This is a genomic window from Streptomyces phaeofaciens, from assembly GCF_014648915.1.
Taxonomy (GTDB): domain Bacteria; phylum Actinomycetota; class Actinomycetes; order Streptomycetales; family Streptomycetaceae; genus Streptomyces; species Streptomyces phaeofaciens.
In genome coordinates this window covers 1-21,382 of the sequence record NZ_BMSA01000029.1, presented here as the reverse complement: position 1 = coordinate 21,382, position 21,382 = coordinate 1, and the positions used below count along the sequence as shown (strand labels likewise).

Here is a 21,382-nt window from a genome sequence, read left to right as displayed (position 1 = left end):
CCAATCCGGGAGCCGCACCCGCACGGGGCGCGGCGGGGTCTCGAACGGGACGTCGGACCCCGCCGCACCTCGACTCCTGATGTCCGCATGGCGGACGGTCCGTGTCATCCCATGGGACGAGGAGTAGGGTTCCCGCATGTCTCGCAGCATCAATCTCGCAGTGATTCCCGGTGACGGCATCGGCCAGGAGGTCGTGGCCGAAGGTCTCAAGGTCCTCTCCGCCGTCCTTCCGCAGGATGTGAAGCTGGAGACCAAGGACTACGACTTCGGCGCCCGGCGGTACCACGACACCGGTGAGACCCTCACCGACGCCGACCTCGACGCGCTGAAGCAGCACGACGCGATCCTGCTGGGCGCCATTGGCGACCCGTCGGTCCCCTCCGGCGTCCTGGAGCGCGGCTTCCTGCTCAAGCTCCGCTTCGCCTTCGACCACCATGTGAACCTGCGCCCGAGCAAGCTGCTCCCGGGTGTGGCGACCCCCCTCGCCGGTGAGCCGCAGATCGACTTCGTGGTCGTCCGCGAGGGCACCGAGGGCCCGTACACCGGCAACGGCGGCACCATTCGCAAGGGCACCGCGCACGAGGTCGCCACCGAGGTCTCCGTGAACACGGCCTTCGGTGTCGAGCGCGTGGTCCGCGACGCGTTCGCCCGCGCCCAGGCCCGCCCGCGCAAGAAGCTCACGCTCGTCCACAAGAACAACGTGCTGACCTTCGCCGGTCACCTGTGGACCAACATCTTCAACAAGGTCGCCGCGGAGTTCCCCGAGGTCACCACGGACTACATCCACGTCGACGCGGCCACGATCTACCTGGTCACCGACCCGGGCCGGTTCGACGTCATCGTCACCGACAACCTCTTCGGCGACATCATCACCGACCTCGCCGCGGCCGTCTCCGGCGGTATCGGCGTCGCCGCGAGCGGGAACATCAACCCGTCCGGCGAGTTCCCGTCGATGTTCGAGCCCGTCCACGGCTCCGCGCCCGACATCGCCGGCCAGGGCAAGGCCGACCCCTCCGCCACGGTCCTGTCCGTCGCCCTCCTGCTGCGCCACCTCGGCTACGAGGCCGAGGCGGCCCGCATCGAGGACGCCGTCTCCGCCGACCTCGCGGAGCGCACCGGCAAGGCCGCCCGCTCCACCGCCGAGATCGGCGACGCGCTCGCGGTACGCGTAACCGGCTGACCCTCCGAGCGCAAGAAGCCGTCGGGTCGCATCAGCGCCCGGCGGCTTCCGCATGTCCCCCGCCGGGTGCCACCATCATCCCCTGGGTCGCATTCACGCCGTTTTCTTCCTCGGACCCCGCTTGCGATAATCGAACGCGGAGCCGCGGAATGAGGGAATGCTCGGACGTCCTAGCACTGGCCACCGGCCGTGCGGACGTGAGCGCGGCCCGTCACTACAACCGGTGAAGGACAACCACTCATGACGACGCCCACGATCGAGCTCAAGCCTTCCGCCAGCCCTCTCGCCGCCACCGAGCGGGAGGCCCTGCTGGCGAACCCCGGGTTCGGCCGCCACTTCACCGACCACATGGTGACGATCAAGTGGACCGAGGGCCGCGGCTGGCACGACGGCCAGCTCGTCCCGTACGCGCCGATCCCGCTCGACCCGGCCACCACCGTCCTGCACTACGCCCAGGAGATCTTCGAGGGCCTGAAGGCCTACCGCCGCCCCGACGGCTCGGTCGCCACCTTCCGCCCGGACCGCAACGCCCAGCGCTTCCAGGCGTCCGCGCGCCGGCTGGCGATGCCCGAGCTGCCGGTCGAGACCTTCATCGCGGCCTGTGACGCGCTGGTCGCCCAGGACAAGGACTGGGTGCCCGCGCACGGCGGCGAGGAGTCCCTCTACCTGCGGCCCTTCATGATCGCGACCGAGGTCGGCCTGGGCGTGAAGCCGGCCAACGAGTACCTCTTCCTGGTGATCGCCTCCCCGGCCGGCGCCTACTTCCCCGGCGGCGTGAAGCCGGTCTCCATCTGGGTCTCCGAGGACCACGTCCGCGCCGTCCCCGGCGGCATGGGCGACGCCAAGACCGGCGGCAACTACGCCGCCTCCCTGCTCGCCCAGGCCGAGGCCGCCCAGCAGGGCTGCGCCCAGGTCTGCTACCTCGACGCGGTCGAGCGCAAGTGGGTCGAGGAACTGGGCGGCATGAACCTGTACTTCGTGTACGGCGACAAGATCATCACGCCGTCCCTCACCGGTTCCATCCTGGAGGGGGTCACCCGTGACTCCCTGCTCACCGTCGCGCGCGACCTCGGCTACACGGCCGAGGAGGGCCGGGTCTCCGTCGACCAGTGGCAGCGGAACTCCGCCGACGGCACCCTGACCGAGGTCTTCGCCTGCGGCACCGCCGCCGTGATCACCCCGGTCGGCACGGTCAAGCGCACCGGCTCCGAGTGGCAGCAGTCGGACGGCGAGCCCGGCGAGGTCACCCTCAAGCTGCGCCAGGCCCTGCTGGACATCCAGCGCGGCACGGCGCAGGACAAGCACGGCTGGATGCACGAGCTGGGCTAGCCGGGCCGGTCGGCCGGGCCTGGCGGTGTGGCCTCCCGGTCAGGCCTCGCCGCCGGTCAGGGCCGCCGTGGGTGACGCGTCCACGGCGGCCTCCGTGTGTTCCCGGGCGGGGGACAGCAGCAGGTAGGCGACCGCGCCGACCAGCCCCGACAGCAGGAAACTGCAGTCCACCCCACCGGTCAGCCCCAGCAGCGGCCCCTCGTACGAGGGCAGCGACACCGCGAGCACGCCGACCGCGGCGCCGACCGCCCAGGACACCGTCGCCGGGATGTTCCAGCCGGACCGGTACCAGTAGATCCCGCCCCGGGAGCGGCGGTTGAAGACCTGGAGGGCCTCGGCGTCGTACCGGCCGCGGCAGCGGACGAAACCGATCAGGGTGATGACCGCCCACGGGGTGCCGACGGCGGTCAGCAGGAGGACGAACGACGTCATCGCGTCCTGCGTGCTGGAGGCGTAGTGGCCGGCGAAGACGCAGGCCGTGGCGACGACGGCGACCGTGTACGTGGCCCGCGCCCGGGAGGCGCGCGGCAGGATGGCGTCCAGGTCGAGGCCCATGGAGTAGAGCATCAGGCCCGCGTTGCCGACCGAGCCCGCGGAGGCGGCGAGCAGCAGCGGGACCAGGTACCAGCTGGGGGAGGCGTCGACCAGCGGGCCGGCGTAGTCCAGGGCCGCGCCGGCCGCGTACGCCGTGAAGGTGCCGAACAGCTGCGGCACCAGCAGGCCCAGGAGCAGCCCCAGCCAGGTGGCGCGCAGCACGCGGCGGGAGGAGTGCCGGGCGGGCGAGATGTAGCGGGTGTAGTCGCCCAGGAGGGTGATGAAGGCGATGGGCCCGGAGAGTCCCGCCGCCACGGTGGCCAGGAGCCAGGTGGGCCAGAAGCCGCCCAGCAGATAGCCGCCGGCCTCGGGCAGGGCGTCCGTCGTGAAGTGCGGGGCGTACGCGAGCACCCCGAGGGCCAGCAGGGCCGTCATGCCGATCGCCAGCACCCGGGACATCGCCAGCAGCACCTGGTAGCCGTAGACCGCGCCCGCCACGGTGGCCGCCGCGAGCAGCGCGTAGACGACGCCGTACGACAGCCCGTTCGGCTCCAGGCCGAAGAGCCGGCCCAGGACGCCCACCATCACGTCCCCGCCGATCCACACCGTCAGCGCGGTGTAGCCGAGGGCCAGCAGCAGGCCGACCACCGAGCCGACCAGCCGGCCGCGGACGCCGAACTGGGCGCCCGAGGAGGTGGACAGGTTCGTCGCGGTGCGCAGGGAGATCAGGGCGAGCGGGGCGGTGAGGGCGGTGCCCACCACGGTGCCCGCCACGATCGAGGCGATCGAGGCCCACCAGCCCAGCCCGAAGGACGGCGGCAGCCAGCCGAAGACGATGACGCCCAGACAGAGGTTCGAGCCGAGCAGGATCGAGACGAGATCGCGGGGACCGCTGGTGCGTTCCTCGTCCGGGACGGTGTCGACTCCGCGCTGTTCCATCGGCATGGCTGGTCTCCTTCGACTGCTGCCTCGCCCATCAGTTTGAGCGGCGTTCAATGTGACCTAGTCGAAGTTGGTCCGTCAACGTTTCGGTTGCATGAATCTCGTGTTTAGAGTGATGCTCTAAGTCGAAGGACGCAAGGAGGTGCCGCGACGTGAGACTGACCCCCACCGAACGCGACCGGCTGCTGCTCTTCGGAGCCGCCGAGCTGGCCCGCGCCCGCAGGGCCCGGGGCCTGCGGCTGAACGTTCCGGAGGCCACCGCCCTCATCGCCGACACCGTCTGCGAGGCCGCCCGCGACGGCGTCCGGCTCGCCGAGGCCGTCGAGCGCGCCCGCTCGGTGCTCGGCCCGGACGACGTCCTGCCCGGAGTCGCGGACGTCGTCACCGAGGTCCATGTCGAGGCCGTCTTCGACGACGGTTCACGGCTCGCGGTGGTCTCCGACCCGATCGGCGGCGGCCTGGGCGAGCAGGCCCCCGGCGCGCTGCTGCCGGGACCCGAGCACACCGAGCCCGCACCGGCGCTCCGGCTGACCGTCACCAACACCGCCGGCGTGCCGGTCTCCGTCACCTCCCACTTCCACTTCTTCGAGGCCAACCCGCGGCTGGACTTCGTCCGCGCGCGGGCCTACGGGATGCGGCTCGCCGTGCCCGCCGGGTCCTCCGTGCGCTTCGGCCCGGGGGAGAGCGCCGAGGTCGGGCTGGTGCCGATCGGCGGCGAGCGGATCGCCATCGGCTTCGCCGGACTGGTCGACGGCCCGCTGGACGCGCCGGGCGCCAGGGAAGAGGCCCTGCGCCGGGCCGCCGCGTGCGGCTATCTGGGAGCCGGAGAGGGAGCCGGTGCCGGTGGGGGAGCCGCAGAAGGAACCGAAGAAGGAACCGAAGACGGGGCCGCCGAGGGAGCGTCACGATGAATCCGTACGAGTACGCGTCCGCGCACGGCCCACGCGCCGGCGACCGGGTCCGGCTCGGCGACTCGGGGCTGGTGATCCGGGTGGAGTCGGACTCCCAGCGTCACGGCGACGAGTTCCTCGCCGGGTTCGGCAAGACCGCCCGGGACGGACTGCACCTCAAGGCCGCCGCGGTCCGCGAGACCTGTGACGTCGTCATCAGCAACGTGGTGGTGATCGACGCGGTCCTGGGGATCCGGAAGGTGTCCATCGGCATCCGCGAGGGGCGGATCCACGCGATCGGACGGGCCGGCAACCCCGACACCCTCGACGGGGTCGACGTCGTCGTGGGCACGGGGACGTCCATCGTGTCCGGCGAGGGGCTGATCGCCACCGCCGGGGCCGTCGACACCCATGTCCATCTGCTGTCACCGCGGATCATGGAGGCCTCGCTCGCCTCCGGCGTGACCACCATCGTCGGGCAGGAGTTCGGGCCGGTGTGGGGCGTCGGGGTCAACTCGCCCTGGGCGCTGCGGCACGCCTTCAACGCCTTCGACGCCTGGCCGGTCAACATCGGCTTCCTGGGCCGGGGTTCGTCCTCCCACCCGGCACCGCTCGTCGAGGCGCTCGCCGAGGGCGGCGCGTCCGGGTTCAAGGTGCACGAGGACATGGGCGCCCACACCCGGGCGCTGGACACGGCGCTGCGGGTCGCCGAGGAGCACGACGTCCAGGTGGCCCTGCACAGCGACGGCCTGAACGAGTGCCTCTCCGTCGAGGACACCCTGCGCGTGCTGGAGGGGCGGACCATCCACGCCTTCCACATCGAGGGCTGCGGCGGCGGACATGTGCCCAACGTCCTGAAGATGGCGGGCGTCCCGAACGTCATCGGCTCCTCCACCAACCCCACCCTGCCCTTCGGCCGGGACGCCGTCGCCGAGCACTACGGCATGATCGTCTCCGTCCACGACCTCAAGACCGACCTGCCCGGCGACGCCGCCATGGCCCGCGACCGCATCCGGGCCGGCACCATGGGCGCCGAGGACGTGCTGCACGACCTGGGCGCGATCGGCATCACCTCGTCCGACGCGCAGGGCATGGGCCGCGCGGGCGAGACGGTCCGCCGTACGTTCGCCATGGCCGGGAAGATGAAGGCCGAGTTCGGCGCGCCCGAGGACCACGACAACGAACGCGTCCTGCGGTACATGGCCAAGCTGACCATCAACCCCGCCCTCGCGCACGGACTCGCGCACGAGGTCGGCTCGATCGAGGCCGGCAAGCTGGCCGACATCGTGCTGTGGCGGCCCGAGTACTTCGGCGCCAAGCCGCAGCTGGTGCTGAAGGCCGGCTTCCCGGCGTACGGCGTGGTCGGCGACCCCAACGCGGCGACCGACACCTGCGAACCCCTCGTCCTCGGCCCGCAGTTCGGGGCGTACGGCGCCACGCCCGCCGACCTCTCGGTGGCGTTCGTCGCGCAGGCCGCGCTCGACCAGGGCAACGACCGGATGCCGACCCGCCGCCGCCGGGTCGCGGTACGCGGCACCCGCGGGATCGGCCCGGCCGATCTGCGCCTCAACTCCCGTACCGGGGCCGTCGACGTCGACCAGCGCACCGGCCTGGTCACCCTCGACGGCGAGCCGCTGCGCTCCGAACCGGCCGAGTCCGTCTCCCTCAACCGCCTGTACTTCCTCTAAGGAGACCGGACATGACATCGGACATGACACCCGGCATGACACCGGAGATGACACCGCACATGACCACCCCCGCCGCCGACGGCTTCCGGATGCCCGCCGAGTGGACCCCGCACGCCCGCACCTGGATGGCGTGGCCGGGCCCCAACCCCACCTTCGACGACCGGGACGACCTCATCGCCGCCCGGATGGCCTGGGCCTCGGTCGCGCGGACCGTGCTGCGCTTCGAGCCGGTGACGGTCGTCTGCGGTCCCGGCCGGTCGGCGGACGCGCAGGCGCTGCTCGGCCCGGGCGTCGACATCGTCGAACGCGACCTCGACGACGCCTGGATGCGCGACATCGGGCCCACCTTCCTGACGAACGGCCGTGAACTCGCCGCCGTGGACTGGACGTTCAACGGCTGGGGCGCGCAGAGCTGGGCCCGCTGGGAGCACGACGCGAAGATCGCCTCGCATGTCGCCGATCTCGCCGGGGCGCGGACGTACGCCTCGCGGCTGGTGAACGAGGGCGGCGCGATCCATGTCGACGGCGAGGGCACGGTCCTGCTGACCGAGACGGTCCAGCTCGGCCCGGAGCGCAACCCCGGCTGGACGCGCGAGGAGGTCGAGGCCGAGATCCACGCCATGCTCGGCACCCGCAAGGCGATCTGGCTGCCCCGCGGCCTCACCGGCGACTATCCCCCGCACGGCTTCGGCACGCTCGGCCATGTCGACATCGTCGCCGCGTTCGCCCGCCCCGGGGTCGTCGTCGCGCACTCCCAGCCGGACCCCGCGCACCCCGACCACGAGGTGACCGAGGAGGTCATCGGCCTGCTGAAGGCCCAGACCGACGCGCGGGGCCGCCGCCTGGAGGTCGTCGAGGTCCCGGCGCCCACCGTCCTGGAGGCCGACGGGCACTGGGCCGACTACTCCTACATCAACCACTATCTGTGCAACGGCGGAGTCGTCCTCTGCGGTTTCGACGACCCGCGGGACGAGACCGCGGCGGGCATCTTCCGCCGGCTGTTCCCCGAGCGGACGGTGACGCTGGTCGACGCCCGTACGATCTTCTCCGGCGGTGGCGGCATCCACTGCATCACCCAGCAGCAGCCGAAGGTCTAGGAGTGGCGGATGGCCGGTGCGCGCAGGAACGCTCCGCCCCGTGAGGACGTCCTCGCGGCCGCCATGGCGATGATCGCCGAGCGGGGGCTGGAGAAGCTGACGATGGCGGCGCTCGGCCGCGAGGTCGGCATGAGCAGCGGCCATCTCCTCTACTACTTCCGCTCCAAGGACGAGCTGCTGCTCCAGGCACTGGAGTGGAGCGAGGGCCGCCTCGGCGCCGAGCGCGCCCGGCTGCTCACCCGGCCCGCCCCCGCCCGCGAGCGGCTCGACGCGTATGTCGACCTGTACGTCCCGGACGGCCACCGTGATCCGCACTGGACGCTCTGGCTGGAGGTCTGGAACCGCTCGCTGAACGCCGACGAATCCGCCCGCGACCGGCAGGCCGCGATCGAGGGCGCCTGGCACCGCGACCTGGTCGCCCTGCTCGCGGAGGGGGTCTCGCGCGGCGAGTTCCGTGCCGTCGACCCCGACCGCTTCGCCACCCGGCTGCGCGCCCTGCTCGACGGCTTCTCCATCCATGTGGCGATCGGTCTGCGCGGCACCGACCGCGCACAGGTGCTCGGGCACGTCCACGAGTTCCTCGGAACGGCGCTGCTCGCATCCTGAGACACCCCGTGAGCAAGGGGGCGCGCTGTGCCAAACTGCCCCCGTGTTCTCGTTCGCCACGATTATTGGCAGCAGGCGCGCCGGTCCGCAGTGACCACCACGTACGACCAGGTACGGGTGGCCACCGTCGTCCTCGACCCGCGCGCAGACCTCTCGCACCCGCGAGAGGTTTTTCGCTTTTCTGGCCCACCCGCAGCCGGGAGCGAGCGCACGAGGGACCATGGGGACGGTGGAGCCGGTCATTCCGGTAAGACCGAAGATCCACAACAGGAGCCTTGAGACCATGACCGAGACGGCAACCAGCGAGCTCGACGACTCGTTCCACGTCTTCGACACCACCCTGCGCGACGGCGCCCAGCGGGAGGGCATCAACCTCACCGTCGCCGACAAGCTCGCGATCGCACGGCACCTGGACGACTTCGGCGTCGGCTTCATCGAGGGCGGCTGGCCCGGCGCCAACCCGCGCGACACCGAGTTCTTCGCCCGCGCCCAGCAGGAGATCGAGTTCAAGCACGCCCAGCTGGTCGCGTTCGGCGCCACCCGCCGGGCCGGCGCGAAGGCGTCCGAGGACCCGCAGGTCAAGGCGCTCCTGGAGTCCGGGGCCCCGGTCATCACCCTCGTCGCCAAGTCCCACGACCGCCATGTCGAACTCGCCCTGCGCACCACGCTGGACGAGAACCTGGAGATGGTCCGGGACACGGTCACCCACCTCACCTCCCAGGGCCGCCGCGTCTTCGTCGACTGCGAGCACTTCTTCGACGGCTACCGCGCCAACCCCGAGTACGCCAAGGCCGTGGTCCGTGCCGCGTCGGAGGCCGGCGCGGACGTTGTGATCCTCTGCGACACCAACGGCGGCATGCTGCCGGCCCAGGTGCAGGCGGTGGTCTCGACGGTCCTCGCCGACACCGGCGCCCGCCTCGGCATCCACGCCCAGGACGACACCGGCTGCGCGGTGGCCAACACCCTGGCCGCGGTGGACGCGGGGGCGACCCACGTCCAGTGCACGGCGAACGGCTACGGCGAGCGCGTCGGCAACGCCAACCTCTTCCCGGTCGTCGCGGCCCTGGAGCTGAAGTACGGCAAGCAGGTGCTGCCCGAGGGCCGGCTGCGCGAGATGACCCGGATCTCGCACGCGATCGCCGAGGTCGTCAACCTCACCCCCTCCACGCACCAGCCGTACGTCGGTGTCTCCGCCTTCGCCCACAAGGCCGGCCTGCACGCCTCCGCCATCAAGGTCGACCCGGACCTCTACCAGCACATCGATCCCGAGCAGGTCGGCAACACCATGCGCATGCTGGTCTCCGACATGGCGGGCCGCGCCTCGGTGGAGCTGAAGGGCAAGGAACTCGGCGTCGACCTCGGCGGCGACCGCGAACTCGTCGGCCGGGTCGTCGAGCGCGTCAAGGAACGCGAACTCAGGGGCTACACCTACGAGGCGGCCGACGCGAGCTTCGAACTCCTGCTGCGCACCGAGGTCCAGGGCGGCAAGCCGCTGCGCTACTTCGAGGTGGAGTCCTGGCGCGCGATCGTCGAGGACCGCCCCGACGGCACCCACGCCAACGAGGCCACCGTCAAACTCTGGGCCAAGGGCGAGCGGATCGTCGCCACGGCCGAGGGCAACGGCCCGGTCAACGCCCTCGACCGCTCCCTGCGCGTCGCCCTGGAGAAGATCTACCCGCAGCTGGCCAAGCTGGAGCTGGTCGACTACAAGGTCCGCATCCTCGAAGGCGTCCACGGCACGCAGTCCACCACCCGCGTCCTGATCTCCACGACCGACGGCGCGGGGGAGTGGTCCACGGTGGGCGTGGCGGAGAACGTCATCGCCGCGTCGTGGCAGGCGCTGGAGGACGCGTACACGTACGGGCTGCTGCGGGCGGGCGTGACGCCGGCCGAGTGACCGGCGGGCCGCCGCACCCCGGGCGGTCCGGCGTCAGGGGCCCCGCCAGACGTTGTCGTAGGCGGCGTCCTCGATGCGGCGCCGCTGCCGTACGGCCTCCAGTTCGTTCAGCGCGCCGCCCACGGCCGCCAGTACGGTCTCCGTGTCGTCGGTGAGGTCCACGGGTTCGACCGCCGTCTCCTCGGGGATGCCCAGGGCGGCCGCCAGCCCGGCGAGCACCGGCTCGCGGGAGGCCCAGCGGGCGGCCGCGTCGTGCCGGGCCGGCGAGTCGGCCGGAGCGCCCCGCCGCCAGGTGCGGCGGGGCCGGCCGGCCCGCTCCTCGGCCTCCAGGGCGGCGGCGTAGGCGGCGGCCAGCCCGTCGCCCCGGCGCCACAGCCAGTCCTCGACGGACTCGTACGGTGGCTGCCGGACGACGGCCGCCGCGGCCTCGTCCAGCAGCCGGTCGCCCGTGGCCGGCGCCAGCCCGGGCACGATGCGGTCGTCGTCCAGCGTGACGGCCTCGGTGCCGAGCAGATCGGCCAGTTCGGCTCCCGCCAGGGCGAGCGACAGGTCTCCCCGCTCGACGGGCCGGGCGGACCGTACGTCCAGGGAGACGAACAACAGGTCCCGTGCTGTGGTCATGTGTCGGACTCCAGATCGGTTTTCCCCCATCGTCCACCCGGCACCGGCCCGGGGCACGCCCGGTGCGGGTGCGGCTCGCTCCTCCCGACGGGACGTCTTGACGGGTCTGCGTGGCGCCAGTTAACTCACGACGTGATCTAAGGCATGAGTGAACCGTGCGAGCCCCAGTGACCCGTGACCCGTGACCCGAGACCCGAGAGCCGAGGGAAGGTCCATGCCAAGGGATTGGTCCGTACCGAGAACGGCCCTGCTCGTCACCACCGCCCTGTTCGCCGCGTTGCTGTCGCCGGCCGCCTCCCGGGCCGCCGACGACCCCGCACCCACCCCCGTCGACCGCTTCGAGGGCGAGGTGCCCTTCGCCGCCCAGCCCGCCGAGGGCATCTTCACCTGGGGCGGCGACGCCGACGACCCGCCGGCCCTGCGGCTGGCGGAGCGCCCGGACGCCCCCGACGGCGAGAAGGTCCTCGCCGGGACCTACGCCATCAGCGGCTGGGGCGGCTTCACCCACGACTACGCCGCGACCCGGCCCGCCCACGACTGGTCCGCCCACCGCGGGATCCGGTTCTGGTGGGACGGCCGGGGCGACGGCAGGAAGATCAACTTCGAGATCAAGGACGGCGGCGCCCACGGCGAGGCGTCCGAGCTGTGGACGACCTCCGTCACCGACGACTTCACCGGCTGGAAGCGGATCGAGATCCCCTTCTCCGATTTCGTGTACCGCACCGACTACCAGCCCGTCGGCGGCATCGACCACGTCCTCGGACTCACCCAGATGTGGGGCTACGCCGTCACCCTGCCCACCGGCGCGGGCGGCGAGTTCGCGATGGACGGCGTGGAGCTCTACGGCCGCGCGGACCAGTCGCTGCGCGCCTCCGTCACCACCGGCGCCGTCGTCCACCCGGTGCGGGAGGGTGACACCGCCGCCGTGCGCGTCACCCTCGCCACCACCGGCGCCGCCCCCGTCGACCAGCCGGTGACCGTCGCCTACGAGACCGCCGGGGGCTCCGCGTCCGCCGGCGCCGACTACACCCCGGTCGCCGGCACCGTCACGTTCCCCGCGGGCACCGCCTCCGGCACCTCCCGCACGATCAAGGTCCCGACCGTCAGGGACCGCACCGCGGAGGCCGCCGAGACCATCCCGCTGAAACTGACCGTCACCGGCGCCAAGCCGCCCGCCGAGACCCCGCAGGTCGTCGTCGACGCGCACGGACTGCCGTACCTGAACGCCGAGCTGCCGGTGAAGCAGCGGGTGAAGGACCTGCTCTCCCGGATGTCGACGGCGGAGAAGGCCGGCCAGATGACCCAGGCCGAACGCGGCGCGGTCTCCGCCCCCGGTGACATCGCCGCCTACGACCTCGGCTCGCTCCTCTCCGGTGGCGGCTCGACCCCGACCCCCAACACCGCCGAGGCCTGGGCGGCGATGATCGACGCCTTCCAGCTCCGGACGCGGACGACCCGCTTCCAGATCCCGCTGATCTACGGTGTCGACGCGGTCCACGGCCACAACAACCTGGTCGGCGCCACGGTCATGCCGCACAACATCGGCCTCGGCGCCACCCGCGACCCCGGGCTCGCCCGGCGCACCGGCGCGGTGACCGCCGCGGAGGTCCGCGCCACCGGCGTGCCCTGGGACTTCGCGCCCTGCCTCTGCGTCACGCGCGACGAACGCTGGGGCCGCTCCTACGAGGCCTTCGGCGAGGATCCGGCGCTGGTCGAGTCGATGGAGACGGTGATCCAGGGCCTCCAGGGCGCCCGCGACGGCAGCGACCTGAAGGACGACGACAAGGTCCTGGCCACCGCCAAGCACTTCGTCGGCGACGGCGGCACCACCTACGGCTCCTCCACCACCGGCACGTACACCATCGACCAGGGCGTCACCGAGGTCACCCGGCGGCAGCTGGAGGCCGTCCACCTCGCGCCGTACCAGGAGGCGGTCGACCGGGGCGTCGGCACGGTCATGCCGTCGTACTCCTCCCTCGACGTCGTGGGCGACGGCCTGGGACCGGTCAAGATGCACGCCCGCGCCGACATGATCAACGGGGTCCTGAAGGACCGGATGGGCTTCGACGGCTTCGTGATCAGCGACTGGAACGCCATCGACCAGCTGCCGGGCGACTACGCCTCCCACGTCCGCACCGCCGTCAACGCCGGCGTGGACATGATGATGGTGCCCTACAGCTACAAGGAGTTCAGCTCGGCCCTGATCGCCGAGGTGAAGGCCGGGGGCGTCGGTCAGCGGCGGCTGGACGACGCCGTCGCGCGCATCCTCACCCAGAAGTTCCGCCTCGGCCTCTTCGAGCAGCCGTACGCCGACACCACCGGCGCCTCCCGCATCGGCTCCGCCGCCCACCGGGACGTCGCCCGCGAGGCGGTCGCCGCGTCGCAGGTGCTGCTGAAGAACGACGGCGGTCTGCTGCCGCTGAAGAAGACCCAGAAGGTCTATGTGGCCGGCTCCAACGCCGACGACATCGGCAACCAGAGCGGTGGCTGGACGGTCACCTGGCAGGGCGCTTCCGGCGACATCACCCCCGGCACCACGATCCTGGAGGGCCTGCGGAAGTCCGGTGGCGCGATCACCTGGTCCAAGGACGCCTCCGCGCCCCTGACCGGGCACGACGTCGGTGTCGTCGTGGTCGGCGAGACACCGTACGCCGAGGGCGTCGGCGATGTCGGCAACGGCAACGACCTGGAGCTGAGCCCCGCCGACCGGGCCGCAGTCGACAAGGTGTGCGCGGCCATGAAGTGCGCGGTGCTGGTCGTCTCCGGACGTCCTCAGCTGATCGGCGACCGGCTCGGGGAGATCGACGCCCTGGTCGCGAGCTGGCTGCCGGGCACCGAGGGCGACGGCGTGGCCGACGTGCTCTACGGGCGGGAGGCCTTCACCGGACAGCTGCCCGTCACCTGGCCCCGCTCCGAGGCCCAGCTGCCGATCAACGTCGGTGACACGGCCTACGACCCGCAGTACCCGTACGGCTGGGGTCTGACGACCCTGACCAAGGTGCCGCAGGGCGGCGCGGTCACCCTGAAGGCGCTCCGGCTCGCGGCGGCGGCCGCCGAGCGCACGGGCTCCGACACGGCCGGCCGCGCCCTGGTCACCAAGGCCCGGCTGATCGTCCAGCAGAAGGCCGGCGCCGCTCTCACGGCCCGGGTGGCCAAGCCCTTCGCCGACGCGGACCATCTGCTGCTGACCGGCCGGTACGGGGCGGCGGTGGAGAAACTGACGGAGGCGTACCGGGCGGCCTGAAAGCCGGCCGTCCCCGTCCGCTTCCGATGACCGGTTTGGTGGGATTCAGGTAGTTTCTAGGTATGAAGGTCGTGCCATCGGCCCGGAGCCCCCTCACCCTGCCGGCCGCGGTCGCGCTCGCCGTCCTGGCCGTCCTGGCCATGCTGACGGCGGGCGCGCCGCGCGCCGACGCGGCCACCAGTGTCTCGACGATCGCCCAGGCGCTGCGCGAGGGCCCGGTCTACGTCGACCCCGGGGCATCCGGCCAGCTGTCCCCGGCGGACGCGCGCGCCCTCCAGAAGAAGATCGAGAGCGCCGACAAGCCCCTGTTCATCGCGGTCCTCCCGGCCGGGTACCCGACCGAGGACCTCTTCACCGACCTGCGCACCGCCACCGGCGTCACCGGCCTCTACGCGATCCGGCTGGGCGAGCTCTTCGACGCCCGCGCCGACTCCTCGGTCCTGCCGCGCCAGGCCGTGCGCAACCTCGTCGACAGCGTCGAGGGCGAGAGCGACGCCACGGACCCCGCGGCCCAGCTGAACGACTTCACCGACCGCGCCCTGGCCAACATGGGCGGCTCGGCGCCCGCGAGCTGGAGCTCGTCCGGCGGGGGCGGCGGGGTGTCGACGGCCGGGCTCGTCACCGCGGGCGTGGTGCTGCTGGCCGGCGGCGCGGGCGCCTACACGCTGGTCCGACGCAACCGCAGGCGGCACGCGGAGGAACAGCGCGCCGCCCTCGAACGGCTGCGGGTCGTCGTCGACGAGGACATCACCGCTTTCGGCGAGGAACTCGACCGGCTGGACTTCCACCCCTCCGAGCCCGGGGCCGACGACGCCATGCGCGCCGACTACGAGCGTGCCCTGGACGCCTACGACCGGGCCAAGTCGGCCATGGCGGCGGCGAACCGGCCGGAGGACGTCCGCCCGGTCACCGAGGCGCTGGAGGACGGCCGCTTCTGCCTGGCCCGGCTGGCCGCCCGCCGCGAGCGCCGCGCCCTGCCCGAACGCCGCCCGCCCTGCTTCTTCGACCCCCGCCACGGCCCCTCCGCCACCGACGCCGCCTGGACACCGCCCGGCGGGTCCCCGCGCGAGGTCCCGGTCTGCGCGGCGGACGCCACCCGGCTGGCGGACGGCCGCGACCCGGTGATCCGTGAGGTCGACAGCGACTACGGCCGCCGCCCGTACTGGGAGGCGGGCCCGGCCTACGGCCCCTGGGCCGGCGGCTACTTCGGCGGCGGCCTTCTGCCCGGCCTGCTCATCGGCACGATGCTCGGCGGCATGATGGCCGCCCCGTCCTACGGCACCGACTACGGCACCGGCTACGGCGACTTCGGCGGCTACGAGGGCGGTGACGTCTCCGGCGCCGACTTCGACGCGGGCGACTTCGGCGGCTTCGGCGACGGCGGGGGCCTCGGGGGAGGGGACTTCGGCGGCGGCGACTTCGGCGGAGGGTTCTAGAACGGCTCCCGTCCCCGCACGGGCCCCGCACGGCGGAACGGGCCCGGCGCGGTGCGGCGCCGGACCCGTGGATCCCGTACGGCCGAGACGGCTCACGACGTCCCGGCGGGGGGGTGTCAGAGCGAGGCCGCCGCGGAGGCGATCGCCGAGGCGAAGGTGGACACCTCGGAGTAGACGCCCGGGGCGTTGGGCCGGGCGCAGCCGATGCCCCAGCTCACGATGCCGACCTGGATCCACGCGTTGGCGGAGTCCCGGCGGAACATCGGGCCGCCCGAGTCGCCCTGACAGGTGTCGACCCCGCCGGCCGTGTATCCGGCACAGATCTCGTCGCTCGCGACGAGCCCGCTGTAACCGCTGTACGAGCGGCAGGTCGCGTCACTGACGAACGGCACGGTGGCCTTCAGCAGGTACCGCTGCTGGGCCCCGCCCTCGGAGGCCGAGCCCCACCCGGCGACGGTGAACGTGCCGGTGTTGTACTGCGTCGTGGTGGCGATCTTCAGCGTCGGCAGGTTGATGGGCTGCGCGAGCTTGATCAGAGCCCAGTCCTTGCCGTTGCCGTTGTAGCCGGGGGCCCGGTAGACGTAGGTGGAGCGGACCTGCACCCGGCCGCTGGTGGACTGGAGGTCCACGACACCGGCGGTGGCGGTGATGCTGGTGTTCGCGCCGGTGCTGCCCACGCAGTGCGCGGCGGTGAGCACGATCTGCTGGGTGTACAGGGCGCCGCCGCAGCCCATCGAGAGCCGGACCATGAACGGGAACTCGCCCTGGGCGGCGCGGGTCCCGCCGACGACGGGCGAGGGGGCGGCCTGTGCGGACGACACCGGCTGAAGGCTGGCGACGGCGAGTGCGACGGCGCCGACGGCCGCGAGTCTCTTGAGGGCGGTGAGGAGCTTCTTCAAGGTGCTGCCTCCGTGTGGGGGGGTGGACCATGAGAGATCATGGCTTGACGTGCCCATGTCAGATCACACGGCAAAGAAAGGGCCATGCCCTGGCATGGTCAGGTCAAATCTGTTGCTGGATTATGTGAACCCTGTGAGCCCACGCACAAGGGGGCCGATTCAGCCACCCCTTCCACGGCACCCCTCCCGCGGCACCCGGCCCCGCTACGCCGAGGCCGCCCCGAGCCGCACCGGTGCCCGTCGTCCCCCGGCCCGCACATGAGATCGATCCGCGCCTCGTCCTCGAACAACGGCATCCAGTCGACGCCGAGGCGCTGTCGCCGATGGGACACCGGCACTAGGACGGTATCCGGCCTACTGCACTCCTACGGTGTCCCCATGCCCTCAGCAGCGGATCCCGACACCGCCCTCCCCTTCGCCTCCGCCGACGCCCTCGACGACTGGCTCGCCCGGCACCCGGCCCCGCGGGCGGGCCTGTGGGTGAAGGTGGCCAAGAAGGACGCCGGGGCGGTCTCGGTCGGTGCGCGGGACGTCAACGACGTGGCCCTCTGCCACGGCTGGATCACCGGGCACCGCAAGGGGCTCGACGCCACCCACTACCTCCAGCGGATCACCCCGCGGCGGCCCGGCAGCCTCTGGTCGGCGGTGAACGTGCGGCGGGTCGAGGAGCTCACCGCCGAGGGACGGATGCGGCCGGCCGGTCTCGCCGAGGTGGCGGCCGCGCGGGCCGACGGGCGCTGGGCCGCGGCGTACGCCTCGCAGAAGGAGGCTGCCGTGCCGCGGGAGCTGGTGGCCGCGCTGGCGGCCCACCCCCGGGCCGGGGCGGTGTTCGACGGGCTGGGCCGCACGGACCGGTATCTCGTCATGCTCGGTGTGCTGCGGGCCCGGACCCCGCGGAGCCGGGAGGCTCGGGTGGCGGCCGCCGTGGCGAAGCTGGAGGCGGCCGCCGGGACCTCGTGAGCGGTGCCCGGTCCGGCGCGGCGCTCGGTCCCGCGCCGTGCTCGGTCCCGCGTCCGCCCGGTCCTGCGTCCGTTCAGTCCTGGGCCGCCGACTTGGCGAAGCCGAGCAGTTCCTCGAAGTCGATCCCGCCCGGATCGCCGTGGTCGTTCTCCGGGACGTGCATGTGACCGCACACGCCCTTGAAGGCGTTCCAGCTCGTATGGCTCATCCGCTGTCCGCCCGCGTTCCCGAAGGACTTGGGGAACGCGGGCCACAGGGTCGGCCCGCGCAGCGGCACGTCGTGATGGAGGTGGGTCCACGCCAGGAAGCGGGCCACCCCGCGCAGCGCCCACTCGGGGGCCTTGGGCCAGTAGACGTGTCCCTTGCCGCTCGCCGTCCATTTGGCGTGGGTCTTGGGGTCGCAGGTGCCGACAAGCTCCACCTGGCAGACGTTGAGGGTGTTCGTCTCGACGCCGCCGCGCAGGTTGGCGAGCGCGCGTGAGGAGATGTCGATGTCGAAGTGCTGGAACCACTTCAGCTTGCCGGTGGCGAGGTCCGGTACCGCCGTGAGGTTCGGCGCGCTCGCGCCGCCCTGGTAGTCGGGCAGCGACCGGCCCTCCGTGGTGTGCAGGACGACGACGTTGACCTCCATGCGGTCGCCGCCGAACTTCTCCTGGAACCAGTGGTCCCGGTTCGCGCCCGGGTAGTGCTGGGGCCCTGTCCTGGTGCTCATGTCCGCGACTGTGGCACAGGTCACAGCAAGGGGCCGGAAGTTGATCACTTCCGGCCCCTTCTTGCTGCGTATCGCTTGGATATGCCCTATTTAGGCGTATTGTCAGGCGTTCTTGATCGCCGAGATGTCGAAGTTCAGCTTGATCTTGTCCGAAACGAGAACGCCGCCCGTCTCCAGCGCCGCGTTCCAGGTCAGGCCCCACTCGGAGCGCAGGATCTCCGCCTTGCCCTCGAAGCCGACGCGCTCGTTGCCGAACGGGTCCTTGGCGGAACCGTTGAACTCGAGGTCGATGGTGAGCGGCTTGGTGACGCCGAGGATGGACAGGTCACCGGTGATGCGGTAGTCGTCGCCGCCGAGGGCCTCCGCGCCCGTGGAGCGGAACGTCATCGTCGGGAACTCGTCGGTCTTGAAGAAGTCGGCGCTCTTGAGGTGGCCGTCGCGGTCCGCGGAGCCCGTGTCGATGCTCTCCATCGTGACGTCGAGGGAGGCGGTGGAGCGCGACGGGTCCGTGCCGTCCAGGTGCAGCGTGCCGCTGAAGTCGAGGAACTTGCCCTTGACGTTGGTGACCATGGCGTGACGGGCGACGAAGCCGAGGCTGGAGTGGGACGCGTCGATCGTGTAGTCGCCGGTCAGGGCGGCCAGCTCCGGGTTCACGGGGGCGATGGTGGCGGTGGCGGTCTCGGTGTCGCTCTTGCGGCCGAAGATACCCATGGTGTGCTCCTTGGGGACGGGGCGGGCGGGGTGAAGGTCCAGGATGTTTAATCCTCAACGACTTCCAACGAGGACGACCATAGACCTATTCCGTTCAATATTCAACATCTCTGTGGGGGTGTGTCGCGAGGGGATGGAGGGCGGGTGGTGAGCGGGTCGGGGGTGGATCGAGTGTGGATCGGGAGCGGCCGGATCCCCCGGCCGGCGGAGTCGGGCGCACCCCCGTCACCCGGTCGGCCGAGCCGTCGAGGGGTCGGATGTGAAGGGGATCTCACCCCCGCCCTTTGTCGGACCCCCACAACGGCGAGGGCCTCTGAGCAGTCGGAACGGCTGCATGCCCCCCGGGTTCTGTTCAGGGGTACCAGGAAAACGCGCCGGAGACTGTACGGAGTCGACGTCTCGCTTTCCTTGGTGGGCTTCGTAAGGTCACTACATGACCGTTTTGGAAGAGACGACGGGCGAGCAGACCGCAGAGCCTTCGGAACCCACGGATGCGCGCGGCCGCGTGGCCGAGCTGCACCAGATCCGTGCCCAGGCGCTGGCCGGCCCGAGCGAGAAGGCGACCCAGGCGCAGCACGCCAAGGGCAAGCTGACCGCCCGGGAGCGCATCGAGCTGCTCCTCGACCCGGGGTCCTTCCAGGAGGTCGAGCAGCTCCGCCGGCACCGGGCGACCGGTTTCGGCCTGGAGGCCAAGAAGCCGTTCACCGACGGTGTCATCACCGGCTGGGGCACGGTGGAGGGCCGGACGGTCTTCGTCTACGCCCATGACTTCCGCATCTTCGGCGGCGCGCTGGGCGAGGCTCACGCCACGAAGATCCACAAGATCATGGACATGGCCATCGCGGCCGGGGCCCCGCTGGTCTCGCTGAACGACGGCGCCGGCGCTCGTATCCAGGAGGGCGTCTCCGCCCTCGCCGGCTACGGCGGCATCTTCCAGCGCAACACCAAGGCGTCCGGCGTGATCCCCCAGATCTCCGTGATGCTCGGCCCCTGCGCGGGCGGCGCGGCCTACAGCCCCGCCCTCACCGACTTCGTCTTCATGGTCCGCGAGACCTCGCAGATGTTCATCACCGGCCCGGACGTCGTCAAGGCGGTCACCGGCGAGGAGATCACCCAGAACGGCCTCGGCGGCGCCGACGTGCACGCCGAGACGAGCGGCGTCTGCCACTTCGCGTACGACGACGAGGAGACCTGCATCGCGGAGGTGCGCTACCTCCTGTCGATGCTCCCGCAGAACAATCGCGAGAACCCCCCGCGCGTCGCGTCGGGAGACGCGGCCGACCGCCGCGGTGACGTCCTGCTCGACCTGGTCCCGGCGGACGGCAACCGGCCGTACGACATGACCAAGGTCATCGAGGAGATCGTCGACGACGGCGAGTACCTGGAGGTCCACGAGCGCTGGGCGCGCAACATCATCTGCGCCCTGGCCCGTCTGGACGGCCAGGTCGTCGGCATCGTCGCCAACCAGCCGCAGTCGCTGGCCGGCGTGCTGGACATCGAGGCGTCCGAAAAGGCCGCGCGCTTCGTCCAGATGTGCGACGCCTTCAACATCCCGATCGTCACCTTCCTGGACGTCCCCGGCTTCCTCCCGGGCGTCGACCAGGAGCACGGCGGCATCATCCGCCACGGCGCGAAGCTCCTCTACGCCTACTGCAACGCGACCGTGCCCCGGATCTCGCTGATCCTGCGCAAGGCCTACGGCGGTGCCTACATCGTCATGGACAGCCAGTCCATCGGCGCCGACCTCACCTACGCCTGGCCGACGAACGAGATCGCCGTGATGGGCGCGGAAGGCGCCGCCAACGTCATCTTCCGGCGTCAGATCGCCGAGGCGGAGGACCCCGAGGCCATGCGGGCGCGCATGGTCAAGGAGTACAAGTCCGAGCTGATGCACCCGTACTACGCGGCCGAGCGCGGCCTGGTCGACGACGTCATCGACCCGGCGGAGACCCGCGAGGTGCTCATCCGCTCCCTGGCGATGCTCCAGTCGAAGCACGCCGACCTGCCGTCCCGCAAGCACGGCAACCCCCCGCAGTAACCCGGCGGATCCTCCCCCGTACCCCTGCGGAAACCTCATCCACGGAGACTGACAGCCATGAGCACTCCCGACATTCGCGTCGAGAAGGGTCACGCCGAGCCCGAGGAAGTCGCCGCCATCACGGCGATCCTCCTGGCCCGCGCCGCGGCCCGTACCTCCGAGCCCGTCCCCACCCACCGAGGCCGCCCCAGGGCCGGCTGGCGCCGCCTGGAGCGCGAGGGCGGCTTCCGCGCCCCGCACAGCTGGCGCTAGCCGCCACGCGGCCTCAGGCCACCACACACACGAAGAAGGGCCCCTCTCCGCGGAGAGGGGCCCTTCTTCGTACGTGCTGTGAGGTGCTGTGAGCCGCAGGCCCGTTCGGCACCGCAGAACCCCGCCACCGCGCGACGCGGTGGCGGGGACGGGGGGCCTACCGCAGGCGGGCCATCAGCGCGTGCTCGACCAGGGTGATGAGCGCCGACTTGGCGTCGGAGCGGTGGCGGGCGTCCGTCGTGATGATCGGGGTGTCGGGTCCGATCTGGAGCGCCTCACGCACCTCGTCGGGCTGGTAGGGCTGCGAGCCGTCGAAGCCGTTGAGGGCGACGACGAACGGCAGGCC

At 71.8% G+C, this 21,382-nt stretch carries 17 protein-coding genes and 1 pseudogene; 12 read left to right on the top strand and 6 right to left on the bottom strand.

Features of this window, described 5'->3' with window-relative positions; translation table 11 throughout:
• Window positions 1–136 precede the first annotated feature (136 nt).
• Together IE275_RS36185 and IE275_RS36180 are read left to right on the top strand one after the other, a co-directional pair.
• On the top strand, window positions 137–1,180 hold the full coding sequence (locus IE275_RS36185) for a 3-isopropylmalate dehydrogenase (RefSeq protein ID WP_189716896.1): 1,044 nt from the start codon (window positions 137–139) through the stop codon (window positions 1,178–1,180).
• A 240-nt stretch (window positions 1,181–1,420) separates the two neighbouring features.
• A complete protein-coding gene (locus IE275_RS36180; RefSeq protein ID WP_189716895.1) occupies window positions 1,421–2,509 on the top strand; it encodes a branched-chain amino acid aminotransferase in 1,089 nt (362 codons plus the stop codon).
• Window positions 2,510–2,548: 39 nt separating this feature from the next.
• On the opposite strand, the gene IE275_RS36175 is transcribed toward IE275_RS36180, so the two are convergent.
• Window positions 2,549–3,988 carry a cytosine permease gene (locus tag IE275_RS36175; protein WP_189716894.1) on the bottom strand — a complete coding sequence of 480 codons (1,440 nt, stop codon included), beginning with the start codon at window positions 3,986–3,988 and terminating at the stop codon, window positions 2,549–2,551.
• Window positions 3,989–4,137: 149 nt separating this feature from the next.
• Between IE275_RS36175 and ureA the strand changes: the two genes are divergently transcribed.
• The 5 genes from ureA (at window position 4,138) to cimA (ending at window position 10,163) form a co-directional block, all read left to right on the top strand.
• A complete protein-coding gene (gene ureA / locus IE275_RS36170) occupies window positions 4,138–4,896 on the top strand; it encodes an urease subunit gamma (RefSeq protein ID WP_229870961.1) in 759 nt (252 codons plus the stop codon).
• On the top strand, window positions 4,893–6,563 hold the full coding sequence (locus tag IE275_RS36165) for an urease subunit alpha (protein ID WP_189716893.1): 1,671 nt from the start codon (window positions 4,893–4,895) through the stop codon (window positions 6,561–6,563). Before ureA ends, IE275_RS36165 begins: the two co-directional genes overlap by 4 nt.
• Window positions 6,564–6,622: 59 nt before the next feature.
• Window positions 6,623–7,660: an agmatine deiminase family protein gene (locus IE275_RS36160; RefSeq protein WP_189716971.1), complete on the top strand. Its 1,038-nt coding sequence runs from the start codon at window positions 6,623–6,625 to the stop codon at window positions 7,658–7,660.
• A 9-nt stretch (window positions 7,661–7,669) separates the two neighbouring features.
• A complete protein-coding gene (locus IE275_RS36155; protein ID WP_189716892.1) occupies window positions 7,670–8,266 on the top strand; it encodes a TetR/AcrR family transcriptional regulator in 597 nt (198 codons plus the stop codon).
• A gap of 283 nt (window positions 8,267–8,549) precedes the next feature.
• Window positions 8,550–10,163, top strand: coding sequence for a citramalate synthase (cimA, locus tag IE275_RS36150; RefSeq protein ID WP_189716891.1), 1,614 nt, complete (start codon window positions 8,550–8,552; stop codon window positions 10,161–10,163).
• A gap of 33 nt (window positions 10,164–10,196) precedes the next feature.
• Here the strand turns inward: cimA and IE275_RS36145 are convergent, their stop codons facing one another.
• Window positions 10,197–10,784: a GPP34 family phosphoprotein gene (locus tag IE275_RS36145; protein WP_189716890.1), complete on the bottom strand. Its 588-nt coding sequence runs from the start codon at window positions 10,782–10,784 to the stop codon at window positions 10,197–10,199.
• Window positions 10,785–10,998: 214 nt separating this feature from the next.
• On the opposite strand from IE275_RS36145, the gene IE275_RS36140 reads away from it, so the two are divergent.
• Window positions 10,999–14,028: a glycoside hydrolase family 3 protein gene (locus IE275_RS36140; protein ID WP_189716889.1), complete on the top strand. Its 3,030-nt coding sequence runs from the start codon at window positions 10,999–11,001 to the stop codon at window positions 14,026–14,028.
• Window positions 14,029–14,090: 62 nt separating this feature from the next.
• Entirely contained in the window at window positions 14,091–15,464 is a 1,374-nt protein-coding gene (locus IE275_RS36135) for a hypothetical protein (protein WP_189716888.1), read from the top strand.
• 116 nt (window positions 15,465–15,580) lie between these two features.
• On the opposite strand, the gene IE275_RS36130 is transcribed toward IE275_RS36135, so the two are convergent.
• The gene (locus tag IE275_RS36130) at window positions 15,581–16,363 is read right to left on the bottom strand and encodes a serine protease (RefSeq protein WP_189716887.1); all 783 of its coding nucleotides are present in this window, start codon (window positions 16,361–16,363) and stop codon (window positions 15,581–15,583) included.
• 378 nt (window positions 16,364–16,741) lie between these two features.
• On the opposite strand from IE275_RS36130, the gene IE275_RS36125 reads away from it, so the two are divergent.
• Window positions 16,742–17,323: a YdeI/OmpD-associated family protein gene (locus tag IE275_RS36125; protein ID WP_189716886.1), complete on the top strand. Its 582-nt coding sequence runs from the start codon at window positions 16,742–16,744 to the stop codon at window positions 17,321–17,323.
• A 73-nt stretch (window positions 17,324–17,396) separates the two neighbouring features.
• On the opposite strand, the gene IE275_RS36120 is transcribed toward IE275_RS36125, so the two are convergent.
• Entirely contained in the window at window positions 17,397–18,035 is a 639-nt protein-coding gene (locus tag IE275_RS36120) for a hypothetical protein (protein ID WP_189716885.1), read from the bottom strand.
• Window positions 18,036–18,137: 102 nt separating this feature from the next.
• Complete coding sequence (locus tag IE275_RS36115) at window positions 18,138–18,746, bottom strand: YceI family protein (RefSeq protein WP_189716884.1); 609 nt, start codon at window positions 18,744–18,746, stop codon at window positions 18,138–18,140.
• 433 nt (window positions 18,747–19,179) lie between these two features.
• Here IE275_RS36115 and IE275_RS36110 point away from each other — a divergent pair, with 433 nt between their 5' ends.
• Together IE275_RS36110 and IE275_RS36105 are read left to right on the top strand one after the other, a co-directional pair.
• Window positions 19,180–20,784: an acyl-CoA carboxylase subunit beta gene (locus tag IE275_RS36110; RefSeq protein WP_189716883.1), complete on the top strand. Its 1,605-nt coding sequence runs from the start codon at window positions 19,180–19,182 to the stop codon at window positions 20,782–20,784.
• 57 nt (window positions 20,785–20,841) lie between these two features.
• A complete protein-coding gene (locus tag IE275_RS36105) occupies window positions 20,842–21,036 on the top strand; it encodes an acyl-CoA carboxylase subunit epsilon (protein WP_189716882.1) in 195 nt (64 codons plus the stop codon).
• A gap of 157 nt (window positions 21,037–21,193) precedes the next feature.
• Here IE275_RS36105 and IE275_RS36100 read toward each other — a convergent pair.
• A pseudogene (locus tag IE275_RS36100) lies at window positions 21,194–21,382 on the bottom strand (ATP-binding protein); the annotation flags it as partial.

Coding starts and splice junctions, on each gene's coding strand:
- IE275_RS36105 (WP_189716882.1), top strand. CDS start 20,842: ATGAGCACTCCCGACATTCGCGTCGAGAAGGGTCACGCCGAGCCCGAG.
- IE275_RS36175 (WP_189716894.1), bottom strand. CDS start 3,988: ATGCCGATGGAACAGCGCGGAGTCGACACCGTCCCGGACGAGGAACGC.
- IE275_RS36120 (WP_189716885.1), bottom strand. CDS start 18,035: ATGAGCACCAGGACAGGGCCCCAGCACTACCCGGGCGCGAACCGGGAC.
- IE275_RS36145 (WP_189716890.1), bottom strand. CDS start 10,784: ATGACCACAGCACGGGACCTGTTGTTCGTCTCCCTGGACGTACGGTCC.
- IE275_RS36125 (WP_189716886.1), top strand. CDS start 16,742: ATGCCCTCAGCAGCGGATCCCGACACCGCCCTCCCCTTCGCCTCCGCC.
- IE275_RS36110 (WP_189716883.1), top strand. CDS start 19,180: ATGACCGTTTTGGAAGAGACGACGGGCGAGCAGACCGCAGAGCCTTCG.
- IE275_RS36115 (WP_189716884.1), bottom strand. CDS start 18,746: ATGGGTATCTTCGGCCGCAAGAGCGACACCGAGACCGCCACCGCCACC.
- IE275_RS36155 (WP_189716892.1), top strand. CDS start 7,670: ATGGCCGGTGCGCGCAGGAACGCTCCGCCCCGTGAGGACGTCCTCGCG.
- IE275_RS36135 (WP_189716888.1), top strand. CDS start 14,091: ATGAAGGTCGTGCCATCGGCCCGGAGCCCCCTCACCCTGCCGGCCGCG.
- IE275_RS36185 (WP_189716896.1), top strand. CDS start 137: ATGTCTCGCAGCATCAATCTCGCAGTGATTCCCGGTGACGGCATCGGC.
- IE275_RS36160 (WP_189716971.1), top strand. CDS start 6,623: ATGACCACCCCCGCCGCCGACGGCTTCCGGATGCCCGCCGAGTGGACC.
- IE275_RS36140 (WP_189716889.1), top strand. CDS start 10,999: ATGCCAAGGGATTGGTCCGTACCGAGAACGGCCCTGCTCGTCACCACC.
- cimA (WP_189716891.1), top strand. CDS start 8,550: ATGACCGAGACGGCAACCAGCGAGCTCGACGACTCGTTCCACGTCTTC.
- IE275_RS36180 (WP_189716895.1), top strand. CDS start 1,421: ATGACGACGCCCACGATCGAGCTCAAGCCTTCCGCCAGCCCTCTCGCC.
- IE275_RS36165 (WP_189716893.1), top strand. CDS start 4,893: ATGAATCCGTACGAGTACGCGTCCGCGCACGGCCCACGCGCCGGCGAC.